The organism is Paenibacillus sp. FSL H7-0442 (assembly GCF_038593105.1).
In the GTDB taxonomy this organism is placed as follows: Bacteria; Bacillota; Bacilli; order Paenibacillales; family Paenibacillaceae; genus Paenibacillus; species Paenibacillus polymyxa_D.
This window is the reverse complement of sequence record NZ_CP151963.1, coordinates 4613334-4628637: the sequence shown is the minus strand read 5'-3', so window position 1 is coordinate 4628637 and position 15304 is coordinate 4613334. Positions and strand designations below refer to the sequence as shown.

18 protein-coding genes and 1 pseudogene are annotated in these 15304 nt (G+C 45.6%); 8 read left to right on the top strand and 11 right to left on the bottom strand.

All coding sequences use genetic code 11. The features are described from left to right. Positions 1-2: 2 nt before the first annotated feature. Together MHH57_RS20450 and ylbJ are read right to left on the bottom strand one after the other, a co-directional pair. Entirely contained in the window at positions 3-806 is an 804-nt protein-coding gene (locus MHH57_RS20450; protein ID WP_013372943.1) for an NAD kinase, read from the bottom strand. A gap of 66 nt (positions 807-872) precedes the next feature. Then, on the bottom strand, positions 873-2168 hold the full coding sequence (gene ylbJ, locus MHH57_RS20445) for a sporulation integral membrane protein YlbJ (protein WP_340886357.1): 1296 nt from the start codon (positions 2166-2168) through the stop codon (positions 873-875). Positions 2169-2580: 412 nt separating this feature from the next. Between ylbJ and MHH57_RS20440 the strand changes: the two genes are divergently transcribed. Continuing rightward, entirely contained in the window at positions 2581-2958 is a 378-nt protein-coding gene (locus MHH57_RS20440) for a globin (RefSeq protein WP_029518198.1), read from the top strand. A gap of 21 nt (positions 2959-2979) precedes the next feature. After that, entirely contained in the window at positions 2980-3711 is a 732-nt protein-coding gene (locus tag MHH57_RS20435; protein ID WP_049817024.1) for a DUF2225 domain-containing protein, read from the top strand. Between the two features lie 88 nt (positions 3712-3799). Here the strand turns inward: MHH57_RS20435 and MHH57_RS20430 are convergent, their stop codons facing one another. Continuing rightward, a complete protein-coding gene (locus tag MHH57_RS20430; RefSeq protein WP_029518200.1) occupies positions 3800-4036 on the bottom strand; it encodes a hypothetical protein in 237 nt (78 codons plus the stop codon). Next, the gene (locus tag MHH57_RS20425) at positions 4033-4203 is read right to left on the bottom strand and encodes a YycC family protein (RefSeq protein ID WP_014277894.1); all 171 of its coding nucleotides are present in this window, start codon (positions 4201-4203) and stop codon (positions 4033-4035) included. The genes MHH57_RS20430 and MHH57_RS20425 overlap by 4 nt, the downstream gene beginning before the upstream one ends. A gap of 97 nt (positions 4204-4300) precedes the next feature. On the opposite strand from MHH57_RS20425, the gene MHH57_RS20420 reads away from it, so the two are divergent. Together MHH57_RS20420 and MHH57_RS20415 are read left to right on the top strand one after the other, a co-directional pair. After that, positions 4301-6088 carry a M3 family oligoendopeptidase gene (locus MHH57_RS20420; protein ID WP_029518201.1) on the top strand — a complete coding sequence of 596 codons (1788 nt, stop codon included), beginning with the start codon at positions 4301-4303 and terminating at the stop codon, positions 6086-6088. Positions 6089-6349: 261 nt separating this feature from the next. Continuing rightward, a complete protein-coding gene (locus tag MHH57_RS20415; RefSeq protein ID WP_013311862.1) occupies positions 6350-6751 on the top strand; it encodes a hypothetical protein in 402 nt (133 codons plus the stop codon). A gap of 144 nt (positions 6752-6895) precedes the next feature. Here the strand turns inward: MHH57_RS20415 and MHH57_RS20410 are convergent, their stop codons facing one another. After that, entirely contained in the window at positions 6896-7132 is a 237-nt protein-coding gene (locus MHH57_RS20410) for an alpha/beta-type small acid-soluble spore protein (protein WP_013311861.1), read from the bottom strand. A gap of 90 nt (positions 7133-7222) precedes the next feature. Further along, positions 7223-8188 carry an aldose 1-epimerase gene (locus MHH57_RS20405; protein ID WP_340933119.1) on the bottom strand — a complete coding sequence of 322 codons (966 nt, stop codon included), beginning with the start codon at positions 8186-8188 and terminating at the stop codon, positions 7223-7225. Positions 8189-8642: 454 nt separating this feature from the next. Between MHH57_RS20405 and trpS the strand changes: the two genes are divergently transcribed. Continuing rightward, entirely contained in the window at positions 8643-9632 is a 990-nt protein-coding gene (gene trpS / locus MHH57_RS20400; RefSeq protein ID WP_342434457.1) for a tryptophan--tRNA ligase, read from the top strand. A 43-nt stretch (positions 9633-9675) separates the two neighbouring features. On the opposite strand, the gene MHH57_RS20395 is transcribed toward trpS, so the two are convergent. Next, positions 9676-9843 carry a hypothetical protein gene (locus MHH57_RS20395; protein ID WP_007431986.1) on the bottom strand — a complete coding sequence of 56 codons (168 nt, stop codon included), beginning with the start codon at positions 9841-9843 and terminating at the stop codon, positions 9676-9678. Between the two features lie 121 nt (positions 9844-9964). Here MHH57_RS20395 and MHH57_RS20390 point away from each other — a divergent pair, with 121 nt between their 5' ends. Continuing rightward, a complete protein-coding gene (locus MHH57_RS20390) occupies positions 9965-10186 on the top strand; it encodes an alpha/beta-type small acid-soluble spore protein (protein ID WP_013311857.1) in 222 nt (73 codons plus the stop codon). A gap of 255 nt (positions 10187-10441) precedes the next feature. Here the strand turns inward: MHH57_RS20390 and MHH57_RS20385 are convergent, their stop codons facing one another. Beyond that, positions 10442-11425, bottom strand: a complete 984-nt coding sequence (locus MHH57_RS20385; protein ID WP_342434456.1) for a metal-dependent hydrolase — start codon at positions 11423-11425, stop codon at positions 10442-10444. A 203-nt stretch (positions 11426-11628) separates the two neighbouring features. Here MHH57_RS20385 and cyoE point away from each other — a divergent pair, with 203 nt between their 5' ends. Then, entirely contained in the window at positions 11629-12573 is a 945-nt protein-coding gene (gene cyoE, locus MHH57_RS20380) for a heme o synthase (RefSeq protein ID WP_013311855.1), read from the top strand. Positions 12574-12661: 88 nt separating this feature from the next. Here the strand turns inward: cyoE and MHH57_RS20375 are convergent, their stop codons facing one another. The 3 genes and pseudogenes from MHH57_RS20375 to MHH57_RS20365 form a co-directional block, all read right to left on the bottom strand. After that, positions 12662-13006 carry a toprim domain-containing protein gene (locus MHH57_RS20375; protein ID WP_029518206.1) on the bottom strand — a complete coding sequence of 115 codons (345 nt, stop codon included), beginning with the start codon at positions 13004-13006 and terminating at the stop codon, positions 12662-12664. A 166-nt stretch (positions 13007-13172) separates the two neighbouring features. Further along, positions 13173-13247 (bottom strand): annotated as a pseudogene (locus MHH57_RS20370) (sporulation protein YjcZ); the annotation flags it as partial. Positions 13248-13425: 178 nt separating this feature from the next. Continuing rightward, positions 13426-14595, bottom strand: a complete 1170-nt coding sequence (locus MHH57_RS20365) for an MFS transporter (RefSeq protein WP_342434455.1) — start codon at positions 14593-14595, stop codon at positions 13426-13428. Between the two features lie 223 nt (positions 14596-14818). On the opposite strand from MHH57_RS20365, the gene MHH57_RS20360 reads away from it, so the two are divergent. After that, positions 14819-15301, top strand: coding sequence for a hypothetical protein (locus MHH57_RS20360; protein WP_029518209.1), 483 nt, complete (start codon positions 14819-14821; stop codon positions 15299-15301). The last annotated feature ends 3 nt before the right edge of the window (positions 15302-15304 follow it).

Genomic DNA, 15304 nt, shown 5'->3' with positions numbered 1-15304 from the left:
TTCTAATTAAGAAAGGCGTTGCGTACTCGATCCCAAAATGGGAAAGGACGGTAACGAGCGAAGCTGATCTTCTGACTTGCGACCTGACATCGAACAGAGATTAAGTCATCCACAGGAAAGTTCAGGTGATCTACTGTCAATAAAAGACGCTGATCTTTCCGTGAAAAAATATCACAATGATGATGTTTGGGCAGTAGCAATGGCGATCCTAGTGTCCGATACACGCGGTTATTAATGGAAGCGATCTCAGTCAATTGCAATGCTTCAATGGTGGGATGAACCATAGCTCCGCCAAGTGCTTTATTATAGGCGGTCGTCCCTGAGGGGGTAGAAACACATATACCGTCACCGCGAAACATTTCAAAGGTGATATCGTTAATATCTACTTGGGCAACGACAGTGCCATCCACCCCTTTTAACGTAAACTCATTCAAGGCAATAAAAGAAGCATTGCCTGATTTCTTGTGAATTTCCAACTCAATCAGTGGATACTTAACGATTCTCGGGTTAAGCGGTCCCTCAGATCCGCTTTGGCTCATCAGGTGGATTAGCTCCTCCAGCTCGTCCGCACGCCAATCGGCGTAAAAGCCTAGATGACCGGTATGTACACCAACAAAGGCAATATCCGGAATGCGGTCGATGAAGGTATGAAACGCATGAAGCATTGTACCATCGCCTCCAATAGACACGACGATTTCCGGCGATTCGGCATCCAGCTTGAAATTCTTTTCTTGGGCAAGACGGTGAAATTGCTGACTCAAGTCCATGGAGTGCTGATCCCCGCGATCCAGAACATAATATCTCAAGATGAAAAGCTCCTTTGTCATGGGTATATATCGATCATAATCAATTATGAGCAAGAACACAATCGTTCATTGCCTGTGTGTTCTTCTCAAACGTACGTATAAGCGACGGGTACCCACACTCAACCATGAGAGACTAAGCATTCCAGCCAGTATAAAGCCAAGAAACAGCAGACTTTGCAACAGCATGGCGGACGAGAAGCCAGGGGACCATACGATGTCGTATATTGGAAAAAAGACTGGAGAGCTTCCCTGTCCCATCAGAGGCTGCCATAACACGAGAGCGAGCAGTGCCGAGATGAAGCCGTGCGCAGCCCGGGCCAACAAAAATGGCATATAACGAAGATCCGTCATATTTAAAATACTTGCAACCTGCGCATGAACCGATAGCCCGCCCCAGGAGAGCACAAAAGCGGCTGCGGCTACCTTGAATGGTATCGCTGCCGTGGCTTTACCTGCGGCCTGCGCTCCTAAAGTGACTTCGAAAATACCACCCACGATGGACTCCGTTAACGTAGGAGGAAGACCACATGCAGTCAAGAGGTTTGCCGTAAGCAGATGAAGTCCGCTCATTAAACCGGAGTTCGTCAAAGCTTCTAAAATGACGCAGAAGAATACAACTAGCCCTCCTACGACAATAATAAGGCGTAGGGAGGAAGTAATCGCCTCACGGAGTAACTCACCCAATGGACGACCATCTTCCAAACGAGCTGTATGCATGGCATATAATGCTTGGCGTAGGGGTCCAGGCTGTCTATTGCGACCAGCAGCTTTTGTATTTGTGGACTTCGACCAGGCTTTTGGAGTAGGTTGAGGGCGGTCGCTGCGAGTATCTGTTTCCCCTGAACGAGAACCGTGGAAGCGCATAAGTAGCCCGATGATGAGCACACCACCATAATGAGCCGCGCCCAGTACGAGTGCAATTTCTGGTTGATGGAAGAAGCCAACGGAAACCGCACCGATCAAGAATATCGGATCAGAGGAAGTCGTAAATGCGACCAAACGCTCTCCTTCAATGCGTGTGATCCATTTTTGCTCCCACAGCTTGGCTGTTAGTTTAGCTCCAATCGGGTAACCGGATGCACAGCTGACCGCAGCGACAAAACCTCCACAGCCAGGTACACGGAATAGAGGCTGCATCAGCGGATCCAACAGCGCACCTATGAAATGAACAATTCCGAAACCGAGGAGAAGCTCGGAAATAACGAAAAACGGGAATAAAGATGGAAACAGCACGTCCCACCAGATGGCAAGCCCCCGAAGCCCGGCATTCAGAGAAGATTGCGGGTATACAGCCATAAGTATAAATAGGAATAGCAGTGAAAGGATGAGCAGAGGAAGCGAGTAACGACGGTATAGCGACATAGAGGCCCCTCCTTTGGAGTTGTACTATTATACCTATGTCGGGGATGGACAAAGAGTACAAAAAAAACAAAGAAAACGGTTACATTTGTTGCTGTATTTTTGTAAATAGTATGTTAAAATAGGAAAACAACGATCCATAACCTTAAGGATGGAGTGATCAGGATGAGTATCGTTGCCGGTCTGTTCGTATGTGCTTTTGTGTATGTTATTCGTGCCTCTCTCGTCCATTCCGGTGAAGAGGATTGGCGGAGTTATTAATTGTATTTATAGAATGACGAAGCTATGTGCAACGAAGCACATCCTCTTCATATGTTAAATTGATAAAATGACGCTTATTTTTAGCGTCATTTTTTGTTTTTTGTTATAATACGGGTGTATATTTATTACCATAGCACAGAAAGTTGGAGGAAAAGTGAACCCTAGCCTGAGCATTTATGACAACCTTGGGGGCGCGGAAGGTATTCGTGCTATTATTGAGGCCTTCTACCCGAGAGTTTATAAAGATCCGTTGTTAAGTCCCCTGTTTCCTAAAGACATGGAACCGGTTAAGGAAAAGCAGTTTATGTTCCTGAGCCAGTTTTTTGGAGGACCGTCCCTTTTTTCTGATGCATATGGTCATCCGATGTTACGTGCGAGACATATGAAGTTTCCCGTTACGGAGGAGCGAGCAGAGGCATGGTTGTCTTGTATGGCAGGTGCGTTAACGGATACGGGCATTGAGGAGCCGCTTCGTTCAATCATACTTAACCGTTTGTCTGGTCCTGCGCATCATTTTGTAAATACCCCGTAAGCTTGCGGGGATTGCCGAATTTTGGAGAGGGTTGTAAAAACATTGGAACTTGAACCGTTATATCAGATTAAAATCACCTGCACACATTGTGAAGAAGAATTTCAGACATCTCGTGTCAGACCAAGCCTAAAGAAGGCCATTCGTACAGATTCAGATTTTTGCGCTTATTATAAGAATGAAAATCCGGATTTTTATGTCGTAAGGGTCTGTCCTCATTGTGGGTTTACCTCGACAGAGCACTCTACCGTTCAGTTAAGCGATCAGCAAACCAAGATTTTTAGAGATAAAATCGGTAATCGCTGGCAGTCTCGCGAATATGGCGGGCATCGTAGCTGGGAAGAGGCATTAGAAACGTATAAACTGGGTTTACTCTGTGCCCAGGTCATCGGAGAAAAGGAACGCGTAGTAGCCAGTCTATTACAGCATATCGCATGGATGTACAGATACCAGGGAAATGAGGAGCAGGAGCTTCGCTTTCTCAAATTTAGTCTGGATTCTTACGTTCGGGTTTATGAACTGGAGGGTGTCGGGGCGAATAATGCCAAACTGCTGTATCTGATTGGTGAATTGCATCGACGTACAGGGAACTTTAACGAAGCGGTACGCTGGTTTTCGCGTGTCATTAATGACAAAAAGATTATGGATGCAGCCATGATCCGGGCTTCCCGCGAACAGTGGTCTGTACTGCGAGAACAAATGATGGCTAAAAATTTCCAACTGCCGGAGGAAATGCAAGACGCAAGCTCCTCCTGAAGAAATAAAGGTGTGCACTATGGCCGATTTAGGCTCATGGTTCACACCTTGTTTGTAAAACGGGTTATATTCTCTTACAACTCATGAATTAATGATGACGCAATGTGGTATCTGACAGCAAATAATCGTCATCACAATCCACTAAAGTAACCTTGTTATGGCAACATGGAAACACAAGCAGCTTTTTCATACCTTCGTGTATGAGCTTAAGTTCTTTAGGCTTCAGGGGCAGCAATACATTATCCTGGTCGCAAAACGGACAAGACTGTACATAAACGTCTCCCATGACGATGTCATAAGGCCAGGTTTTATGAAAAGGGATCATGATTTGTCCGATTCTCCGCCGTTCGGGTCAGCGGTTTCTTCTTTAGCCAGTTCGGCCAGCTTTTGCATCAAAATGTGCTGGGGTGTATGCATAAGGTGTTCCAGCGGAATACCGAGCTTTTCGGATAATTTCACAGCCGTTTCCGGCGAAATTTGTAAGGGTCTCATTCTGTTTTCCTCCCAATTGTAGTGATTTACTATCACGATGTAGCTTTATTGTATATGAAACCACATGAATTCGCCAAAAAAGAAAGGTGGAACTATTATGAAAACACCGTTAAAGCAAACATGGGATCTGGAATCTATTTTTAGCGGAGGGTCTTCCTCTGCCTCATTCCATGCATTTTTGGAAGAATTGGAAAGCAAGGTCCAACAGCTGCAGTCCCAGCTTAAAGCAGCTAAAGTACCACAAACGGTATTGGATACCGAGCGTCTGGATAGTGTATTGAGTAGCATCCAGGAGCTGTTTAATGGCGCGTCGCAGGCGGGTTCCTTTGTCTCTTGTCTAACTGCTCAAAACCAGCACGACAAGCTGGCTGTTCAACTGGGGGCGCGTGTCAACACGCTGTATGCCCAAGGGAAAAGTGCTTTAGTATCTTTCCAGAACTTGCTGGCACAAACCAGTGAAGACATTTGGCAGAAATGGATGGAGCGCGAAGCTATCCAGCCGATTTCTTTTGTCCTGAACGAATATCGGAACGAAGCACGTGAAAAAATGGCTCCTGAGCTGGAAAGCCTTGCATTGGATCTGGCAGTGGATGGCTACCATGGATGGGGCGACTTCTATGATACCATTGTCAAAAATATGACGATCCCTGTACCAGAAAATGGCGAGATCGTAAACCTGTCTGTAGGTCAAGCAGCTAATAAGCTGGATGAAGCAGATCGCAGCGTACGTAAAGATGTGTTTGCACGTTGGGAAGAGGCATGGGCTCAGGTAGAGGACTATTGCGCGGATACATTGAATCATTTGGCAGGCTTCCGTCTGAAGCTATATGAAAAACGAGGCTGGACAGATGTGCTTAAAGAACCGCTGGAAATCAGCCGTATGTCCGCACAAACGCTGGATACGATGTGGCAGGTTATTAATGAAACAAAGCCTATTGTAGTTAAATACTTGGAGCGGAAAGCAAAGCTGCTGGGCTTAGAGAAGCTGTCCTGGCATGACGTTGAAGCTCCGCTGGGAACATCAACCACTAAAATCCCATACGACGATGCTGCTGTAACGATTGTTGAGCAATTTGGTAAATTTAGCTCGAGAATGGCTGACTTTGCCCAAATGGCTTTTGAGAAAAGTTGGATTGAAGCAGAGGATCGTCCTGGCAAACGTCCGGGTGGTTTCTGTACATCTCTGCGTCTAAGCAAAGAGACCCGTATTTTTATGACCTATGCCGGATCACCATCCAACGTTTCGACACTGGCCCATGAGCTCGGACACGGTTATCACCAGCATGTGATGAATGAATTGCACCCATTGAATCAGAATTATGCCATGAACGTAGCTGAGACGGCGTCGACGCTGGCAGAACTTATTGTATCAGATGCTTTGCTGGAAGCTGCCGAGGGTCAGGAGAAGGTAGCTTTGCTGGAGGATAAAATTCAGCGTGGTGTAGCCTTCTTTATGAACATTCATGCCCGTTTCCTATTTGAAACCCGTTTTTACGAGTTGCGGAAAAAAGGAGTCGTAGGAGCACAACAATTAAGCGAGTTGATGGAACAAGCGCAGCGTGAAGCGTTTAGTGGTATCCTGGATGAGGCTCATCCTCATTTTTGGGCATCCAAGCTGCATTTCTATATTACGGACACTCCTTTCTACAACTTCCCGTACACATTCGGGTATATGTTCAGTGCAGGAATTTACGCTTTTGCGAAGGAAAACCCTGACGGCTTCGCCGACCAATATGATGCCTTGCTGCGTGATACAGGTCGCATGACAGTCGAAGAATTGGCTTCCAAGCACTTAGGTACCGATTTAACACAGGCTGACTTCTGGCGTAATGCTGCGCAAGTTACTGTTCAGGATATTGAGCAATTTTTACAAATGACAAAATAACGGATTTACACTTTTGAAAGGTCTCCTATAAGGGAGGCCTTTTTTGTAATTTTTACAGAAGATGATGAACAAAGTCGCAAAATGTCGAAGTGTAATTAACATTACCTGTTGGCGAAATTTAAAATGATGGATATACTTAGAAAATAGTTATAAATACCCAATTATGTTGGTTTTGATTGTAAGGTTAAAAATCTTCGCATATAATTGAGCCGTAAGACCTATTAATTATTTTCGGACAAGGTATATAGGAGGGTTTTTGTAATGGATGAAGTAGGTCAATTGTCGTTGGCAAGGCAGATGGATATCGTTTTAAAAGAACTGGATAATGAACTGGCGGGTTTGTCGTCAGGCATCGTATTTGTACAAATACGTAACAATGTAGTTGGGAAGTTTGGGATTCGCCATAATCCGCTTGCAGGTAAGGGTGGCACGTTTGCAGCAGTAGAACCGGGGTTATCAGCAAAGCATCGGGAGGATTTTCGGCGTATGGCCCTAGAAACGCTAAATCATAAGCGTAGCTGGACTCATGGTGAGATTGCTTTCGATTTTGCCATCAGACAAGGAACGATTTTGGTAGATGCAACACTGGAGTCCAACTACAACATGGCGAATCTCATGATCCGCTACAACAAGCCTACATACCGAGCGGCTAATTCGGAATAATCATCAATATGAGAATTTTGCAAAATCCTAATTTAAAAAAGAGAAAAGGCGGCCTTCCTTGGGAAGACCGCCTATGTTATATGCCCGTTATAACGCATTTTGGTAAATTACGATGAACGGAATGCTCATGTGGAATAATGACGCTTATTGACCTGAACGTCCTGATAATTGCTGTTCGGCCAGCTGTACCAAGCGTTTAGTGATATAGCCTCCCAGAGAACCAGCTTCACGGGATGGCATGTCACCGTAGTAACCGTCTGCCGGAATGGTGATGCCCAGCTCTTGTGCAGCTTCATATTTCAATTGTTGCAGTGCGTTGTTGGCTTGAGGAACAACAAGGTTGTTACTGCGACGACTTCTGCCTTGATTAGCTTCATTCATGTGTAGTCACCTCCTTCGGCTGTGATGAGGTTAGTATGCGACAGAGTTATGAAAATATGCGCCGAAGGAAGGAAAGTGACTAGAGGGAAATTACGGATATATGATATGAATCTGAGTTTTGAGATCGATGGATTGCTTAGGCTCCAGACGGATCAGCCCGCCTCCTTCAACAGGATCAGGTAAATTAGGAGCATCTGACAGCCAGGTATAAGGCTCAATGCAAAGATACTGATCGCATTCACCTTTGGTGTATAACACCCAATACTTAAAGTATTGCTCATCTGCTGTGTAGCGGATTTGATAACCATCATCACGAGTCAAAAGAGCTACAGCAGGGCCTTCCGTTGCCCGCAGCAACGTATCTAGATTCGTTCCTTTCAGAGAAAGACCCGAAGAGAGCTGTTCCAAGTCATTCAACGAAGTAATGATACCTGTAGGTAGCTGTTCAGCATCCTGTTCATATACGCCGTTTACAGGTAGCTTTAGGCGCCAGCGCTCAGGTTCTCCGTCCACCATAAACCAAGTGTGATATCCCAAGCCAAATGGGGCTGCTTTTTCACCCAAATTGGTTACGCGCAGTGTTTGACTTAATATAGCACCCTGCAAGCGATACGTCATCTCCAGACGCAAAGGAATGGGGAATTGTTCCATCCAGTGCGGATCACTTTCTGTCAAAAGCTCGGTAGTGACACTGCAACCTTCTTCATCCTCTTCAATATCACTGCAGCGCCAGGATTGATTACGATGCAGACCGTGTATATGGTTGTCATTGGCTGTATTTCGGTCGAACTGGTAAGGAACACCGTCAAACTCAAATTGTCCTCTGCGAATTCGGCCAGGAGGAATCAAAATGGGCAAGCCAAAATGATAAGGCTTTTGTAAATAAAAAGCCAATTCTTCCTCACCGGGCCGACGTACGATATCCCTGTCGAGCTTCAGATCACGCACTGAGATAATATTATTCCCGAGGCGAGGGATCATCGTAACTTCCAGTTCACCACTATGTAAAACATACGTGTCGTAACCGTTCCAGTGTTCTTTGGTCACTTGTTTCATATCCATGCTCCTTTGTCCACTATAATCGGTTGAAGCTTCGTGTCATTATGATAACAGATTTTTGATCGTAGGGCACAATCGTCATTTGACAATAACATTATGCGGAATTATCATTAATGTAGTTTAGAAAGTAATGACATGGATAACGCGATGATGAGGACAAGTAAGCTTTCGCATAAGCTCTTCAGAAAGCCGGTGGTGGATGGGAACCGGTGAGCCTGCATTGCTGAATGGACCTTGGAGTGCCGCACAGAACAGGATTTTACAGTCCTCAGTATGACGGCCGATTGCTCCCCGTTAACGGAGCTTTAAGATTGCAATCAGTCATGGGGCATAGCTCCGACAAGCAAAGGCTGACGGCAATGAATAAGGGTGGTACCACGGTCTCGCGTCCCTTGAGGATGCGGGGCCTTTTTGCGTTCTAAAATATTGAAATAATCGGAGGAGGAAGAATATGAAAACTGTACTTTCAGGTATTCAGCCTAGCGGACAACTTACTTTGGGCAACTACATTGGTGCAATGAAAAACTTTGTCAAATTGCAAGAGGATCACCAATGTTACTTTATGGTTCCAGATCTTCATGCGATTACCGTACCGCAGGAACCAGCTCAATTACGCGAGCAGTCGGAGGCGGTAGCGGCATTATTTATTGCAGCGGGTATTAACCCAGAGAAATCCAACGTCTTTTTACAATCCCATGTTCCTCAGCACGCTGAGCTGGGATGGTTGATGACAACACTGACGAATATGGGCGAGCTGGAACGTATGACTCAGTTTAAGGACAAGGCTGCTGGCAAGGATTCCGTAGGAGCAGGGTTGTTCGTATATCCGTCGTTGATGGCAGCTGACATTTTGCTCTACAACGCGGATCTTGTCCCGGTAGGCGACGATCAGAAACAGCATCTGGAGCTGACACGCGACTTGGCGGGCCGTTTTAATCACCGTTATGGAGATTATTTTACTGTTCCTGAGCCGTATATCCCTGAAGTAGGGGCGAGAATTATGTCCTTGGATGATGTATCCAAAAAAATGAGCAAGAGCAATCCGAATGCAGGCAGCTTTATTGCCCTGTTGGACGAACCGAAAGTCATACGCAAGAAAATCAGCCGCGCTACGACCGATTCTGGCAGTGAGGTGAGATATGATCCGACCAATAAACCGGAGATTAGTAATCTGATGGGCATCTACAGCCAGTGTTCCGGTTTGTCGCTCCAAGAAGTGCAGGATCGCTATGAAGGTCAAATGTACGGAACATTTAAAAAAGAACTGGCAGAGACGGTTGTGGCTATGCTTGAACCGATTCAGCAGCGCTATCGCGATATCCGGGAATCCGGTGAAATTGGACATATTTTGGCCCAATCCGCAGAGCGTGCACAAGAAGCTGCTGAAGTCACGCTGTCTGCGGTCAAAGAGCGCATGGGCTTTCTGCCACGTCTACGCTAAAGCATATTGAGGCGAAACGAATTAGGCCTTTTATAGGATTGGATTAGGAGCGGCGTTGTCGGGCTTTGACCACGAAACCCCAGCCAATATTGCCGACAGATAATAGCCCCAGTAGAATGGCAAGCCATGCGGAATAACTGATGGATATAGCGGCTGCGGTCAGCAGGACAATGGATGAAACGGCGAACCATAGGGATAAACCTTTGCTCATTGGTAAAAACCTCCAGTGTTCGAATGTTGAATTTCAGGAATAAGTAGTTGTAAGCGAGCCATAATAATCTTGCAAGCTTGCAATGAACCTCACTCACAAAGAACTGAAAGGAGATTCAAATATGAGCAGACGTCGTTCAAACAACCTGCAAGTACCGCAGGCCAACGCCGCTTTACAACAATTAAAATATGAGGCAGCTCAAGAACTTGGCATCACCATCCCTCAGGACGGTTACTTCGGTAATGTTGTTTCCCGCGAAACAGGTTCTCTTGGGGGATATATTACGAAAAAGCTAGTCCAACAAGCAGAACAATCCTTGTCGGGCAGCAGCCGTTTGCAGTAATACACATAAACACTCCATCTTGGAAGCTGTATTATGAGCAACTGTCATGAAGAAAATCCGGAGCGATCATGCTCCGGATTTTTTTTACGCATGGCTTATGACCATTGTGAATCACGCAAGTCCGCTTCGTCAAGAGGGCGCTTTCATGAGATGTGATTTTTGGCGCGAATGGCCAAAAAAACAGCAAGCTCCCAGATTAAGGGGGAACTTGCTGTCTCTTGTTCATACGGCTGGTTGTTAGCTTGTAAGCAGATTTTAATTCGTATGCAGGGAAAGGCGTTTTTGCATCTTTTCGTCACTGAGCCATCCGATATAACTGTTGATCAGCCCAAACTGCTTATCCATCGCGACCACAGCCACGAATGGATATTGTCTCCGGTGTCGATACCTGACGTCTCCCCATCGCACAATATAGCCCCATTCCAGTTCTTCCACCTCGGCAACAGCAAAGGAGGAGAAATAGCGAAATGCCTGCACATCGCGATAGGATTTGGATGCTTCTACGGCAGGATGTGTGGATGGAATTGCGTGTTTCGTCCAAAATAAGTGCGAGCCATTTAATCCGCCAATGTCATAACTTCCATTCTGATGAGCTTTTACCACATGCCACCGGTTCCATGATACGGTGGGAATGATATAATAATTGTCGCCCTCCTGACGCTCGTTGTCCATATTACGTACCGTTTTTCTGGTTATAAAATGACTCCAGGTTCGCCAAATGTAATACAGGCCAATAATGACGTACAGCGTAATAAATAAGGGAGCGGGTGGAATCAATCCGGTGATCCACAGCATAATCGCAGCAACATGGGTGCCAAAAATAAAGGGATCGAAAATATGGATGATATTCCAAGATATCCACTTGTTTGTAAACGGCCGGAATGCCTGTGTTCCGTACGTATTAAATAAATCTGTGAATACATGCAGGCAGACGGCAATCGTTACCCATAATGCTACATGACCTGGGGGCACATCTCTGAAGATCAGGCAAATTAGCCCTGTTATGGACAAGATCCATATCAACCAGAAGGGAATTGAATGCGACAGTCCACGGTGATTGCGAATGTAGGCTGCATTATTTTTCAACCGAAGCAAAGTGTCAAAATCCGGAGCTTGTGACCCTACAACTGTAGCGAGCAGCACCACTGCGGCCAACTTTGGATCTCCGGCGACGACAGGGTCAGTGTAGGCCAGACCGGCCAATCCGATTCCCATGACAAAGTGTGTGGCTGTATCCATATCTGTCGCTCCTTTTGTATTGTTTCCTGTACTTATTACTACCCAAATTTACTGTAAACGATCAGCAGGGGCGATTTGCCATCGGAATTGTGAACGTTTTGTGCGTTTTCTGTCAAACTTTTTAGGGTAGGTATATGATAAAATTTATATCGGAGTTCAACTTACTCCCGAATTCATACATCTCTAAGGGGGAGTTACTCACAATGGATAATATAAGTTATAAGACTTCTTCGGATGCGGCTACCTATTCTGTAAAATCTAAACCACCCGGCAAAGCGGGCACTTGGAAAGATTTTATTACAGTTACCAAGCCAGGCATCCTTCGTACCAATCTGGTTGCAGCCTTTGGTGGTTTTTGGTTAGCATCGCAATGGGACGTTGACTATATAAAGCTAATTCTTACACTTTTAGGTACAATGCTGGTTATGGCATCTTCATGTGTTTTTAACAACTATTTTGACCGTGAGCTGGATTTGAAAATGGAACGTACACGTAATCGCTCACTGCCAACAGGGCGTCTGACCCCTACAACGGTGTTGTCATACGCTATTATTTTGGGTGTTGTCGGGTTAGCTGTTCTATTCTTCTTCTCTGGTGTAAAGGCAGGATTACTGGGATTACTTGGTATGTTCGTCTACGTCGGTATTTATACACTTTGGTTAAAACGTTCATCTACATGGAGTACATCCATCGGCGGTATTTCTGGTGCAATGCCTCCTGTAATTGGTTATGTGGCCGCTTCGGGTCGTATTGATATGGGCGCTTGGCTTTTATTCGCTCTCCTGTTCTTATGGCAGCCGCCTCACTTCTGGGCACTTGCTATTCGCAGAGTTGAGGAATATCGCGCAGCAGGATTTCCGTTGTTGCCAGTCGTAAAAGGTATCCATCGGACCAAAATTCAGATGATTCCTTATATTGTATTGCTGATTCCGGTACCCATCCTTATGTATGCTTATGGATATGCCGGTATGATTTTTATGATCGTGTCCGTGTTACTGTCCGTGCTGTGGGCATTCTATGCCTTTAAAGGTTTTACGATTAAGGAAGAAGAAACGGATTCCTGGGCCAAAAAAGTATTTTTCTTTTCCATTAACCATCTGACACTCAGCTTCTTGCTGATGATCGTCGATACGGTTCATAAATTCTAATGTCATTTTAGAGGCATTTTATAGTACACCATATAGCTGTCCAACAGGCATGAAAGCGGCCTGAGGACAGCTTTTTTGTTATTCAAGACTAAAGAACAGGTGGCGGGTATATAATGTATTCTTCTAATCCTGCTTTTTCCAATTGAGCGATCACATATTCGTCTGGAGTCCCTTCTACGCCAGCGTATCCTTTGCGGGTATACATATGGTAGGCATCTGGAAAAGAGTCTGCAAGCACACCCCTTATTTTTTTCCCTGAGCTGTCATTGTCCATAAATAAATATATTTCGTCGTGCTTGGCTCGCTTGTGGAGGGATTCCAGTTTTATAGAGTTTAGTGTGCCGAAGGTGCATAAAATGTGAACCTCCGGGTCAAGTAATCGGCGAAGTTTGCTGCGGTCATTTTTCCCTTCGACGATCACGGTTATCGCCATTTAAGCTCACCCCTTGTCTGATACATATGCTCGAAATTCCCCGGGAAATGAAGAATATGAGTATAGTGTAGCTCCAAATAGGGTTCTCATGCAAAAAATAACAAAATAGCCTGCCAGAAGTGGCAGGCATGGGTACAAGGGACAACATGTTAGGGCAATTTAGACATTAAAACCAGCAAGTACGGAGAATGATGACGAGCAGAATATAAAGAACAAGAATGGTGCCAGTTGAAGTTCCAAAAACAGGGCAAGGGCTTACAGGATGACAGTGGCTCACAGGCTGCACCTCCCTTTATTAGTGAATGTTCAGTCAAAATAGTCTATGTGGATAGGGGTATAGTGTACTGTGCATCTGCCCTCTGGAACGGCATTTTGGGCTTTAAAGATAGCATTTTAGCATACCCACTGCCTCAGACTAGCTAGGAATGATAAGGTCCTGTGGCAGACAGTGGCGGCGTCGGAGATATGCGCTTAACGGGAACGAATAGCAGGCCAGCCATCAGAATCAGAAATGCGATAAAAAAAGGGGATATGTGATCCGGAAGCTGACCCGCCAGTACAGGCCCGGCAAAGGAGCCGATTGACGTTGCAATGGATTGCAGGGCAAAGGTTTTGCCCAATCGAGCACCTCCAATTCGTATGAAGAGAGAGGCCAGCGCTGGAAAAATGATGCCTTTGGCTGTTCCCAAAATAAACAGGATGATGCCTATTGTCGCTTCGGGCGTGGTGGCGAGTGCATAGAAGCTTAAAGACATCAGAATAATGCCACAAAGTAGCCTTACCATCGGTGAATATTTGTTCAGAAAAAGCAAACTAAGCGTACAGAGTGCTCCCAAACTGATGATGGAAAAAAGCAATCCGGTGGACATCATGGACGCAGAACCGTTATTTCGTAATGGGATCTCATAAAATAAAATGCCTTGTGCGCACGCCAAAACAAAAGGTAAAAGCAGGTAACGCCAATTGAATGGTAACCGCGTCTGTGCTGCCGAGAGTGGAGCAGGTGTCGTATGACCATCAGATAATTGGGCCTGCGGAGCGGGTGCTTTTTTGGGTAAGGTGAAATAAGCCATAAGCCCCGTGATTATGAGAATGATGCCAAGGGAACTAAATGTCTCGCTAAAGCCAAAACTGGCTACGATAAATGCGCCTGCGGCTGGAGACAGAACAGAGGCCAACGTATGGACGACACCATGCCCCGACATATATTTACCCTGCGTAACCGGATGATCAGACAGTTGCGCCAGCATGGCCAGACAGGCTGGAGATAAAAAAGCCAACACATAGCCACTAATCGCACGCAGAAAAAGTAATTCCCACGGTGTATGGATGTACGATTGAATGATCAGGATCAGGCCTGCAGCTGTCAGGCTGAACATAATATATCGGCGACTGCCGTGTTTGTCGACTTTGGGACCTGCCATCAAATTGCCAGGCAGGTGAGTCAGAGAGTAAATCCCCATCATCCAACCGATAAAGGTAGGAGCTGCCCCCAGAGAGATGGCGAATGGCGTCAAAATAGGATATTGCGCATGCAGATCAAAAAAGGCAATGAACAAAAAGAGATACAGCCAGAGGGCTGTTTTCATGTGAATGACCCCCTTTCCCTAATGTAAACTTTCATGTTACTTCGTATTGGCCCTTCCTAAGTTGTACGCTGGATTGGACGAACATAGACCACTTTGTATGGACAAGAATTGAAAGACAAGGTATGTATAAGACCTAAGCTGACAGGACATTGCGTAATCATGTATAATTACAGAGACAATTTTGCAATTCGAATCATGTAGTTGAAAACGGGAGTGTAGCGAAATGGATAAGGGCGTCTGGAGAGAGTTTTTGGAACATAATTGGCAGATTGTTCAAGATAATTGGCTGTATATATTAATTGGGCTTGTCCTATTGTTAGTCATATTGAAGGTTGTAAGAACTCTCATAAAATGGCTGATTGTCATCGTCGTAATTGCAGGCTTGCTTATCTACAGTGGCATTTCCTTTGAACAGGTCGGCAAGGTCGTTACTCAGGCAAAGGATGATGCGATTAACAAGGTTCAGAGCGAGGCCTTGAACATGATGATCAAAGAGGGACGGGATGCCCAATACACATCCAACGCGGATGGTACGTTTTCGGTAACCAGCTCCAACTTGGAAGTGAAAGGTCCATTTGATGGTGACAAGGTCAAGGTATGGTTTCAGGGGATGTCGCTGGGCGAGTGGAGTATGGGCGATACCGTCAAGAAATATATCGAAGGTGCGAAAGGCTCGGCTGTAACACAGTCGCCACAGTCGCCGTAGAGA

Excerpts from the sequence above, each read along its gene's own strand:
- MHH57_RS20420 (WP_029518201.1), top strand. The coding sequence starts at position 4,301 with ATGAAAACACCGTTAAAGCAAACATGGGATCTGGAATCTATTTTTAGC.
- MHH57_RS20395 (WP_007431986.1), bottom strand. The coding sequence starts at position 9,843 with ATGAGCAAAGGTTTATCCCTATGGTTCGCCGTTTCATCCATTGTCCTG.
- trpS (WP_342434457.1), top strand. The coding sequence starts at position 8,643 with ATGAAAACTGTACTTTCAGGTATTCAGCCTAGCGGACAACTTACTTTG.
- ylbJ (WP_340886357.1), bottom strand. The coding sequence starts at position 2,168 with ATGTCGCTATACCGTCGTTACTCGCTTCCTCTGCTCATCCTTTCACTG.
- MHH57_RS20405 (WP_340933119.1), bottom strand. The coding sequence starts at position 8,188 with ATGAAACAAGTGACCAAAGAACACTGGAACGGTTACGACACGTATGTT.
- MHH57_RS20365 (WP_342434455.1), bottom strand. The coding sequence starts at position 14,595 with ATGAAAACAGCCCTCTGGCTGTATCTCTTTTTGTTCATTGCCTTTTTT.
- MHH57_RS20425 (WP_014277894.1), bottom strand. The coding sequence starts at position 4,203 with ATGAGACCCTTACAAATTTCGCCGGAAACGGCTGTGAAATTATCCGAA.
- MHH57_RS20360 (WP_029518209.1), top strand. The coding sequence starts at position 14,819 with ATGGATAAGGGCGTCTGGAGAGAGTTTTTGGAACATAATTGGCAGATT.
- MHH57_RS20390 (WP_013311857.1), top strand. The coding sequence starts at position 9,965 with ATGAGCAGACGTCGTTCAAACAACCTGCAAGTACCGCAGGCCAACGCC.
- MHH57_RS20415 (WP_013311862.1), top strand. The coding sequence starts at position 6,350 with ATGGATGAAGTAGGTCAATTGTCGTTGGCAAGGCAGATGGATATCGTT.
- MHH57_RS20375 (WP_029518206.1), bottom strand. The coding sequence starts at position 13,006 with ATGGCGATAACCGTGATCGTCGAAGGGAAAAATGACCGCAGCAAACTT.
- cyoE (WP_013311855.1), top strand. The coding sequence starts at position 11,629 with ATGGATAATATAAGTTATAAGACTTCTTCGGATGCGGCTACCTATTCT.
- MHH57_RS20430 (WP_029518200.1), bottom strand. The coding sequence starts at position 4,036 with ATGATCCCTTTTCATAAAACCTGGCCTTATGACATCGTCATGGGAGAC.
- MHH57_RS20385 (WP_342434456.1), bottom strand. The coding sequence starts at position 11,425 with ATGGATACAGCCACACACTTTGTCATGGGAATCGGATTGGCCGGTCTG.
- MHH57_RS20410 (WP_013311861.1), bottom strand. The coding sequence starts at position 7,132 with ATGAATGAAGCTAATCAAGGCAGAAGTCGTCGCAGTAACAACCTTGTT.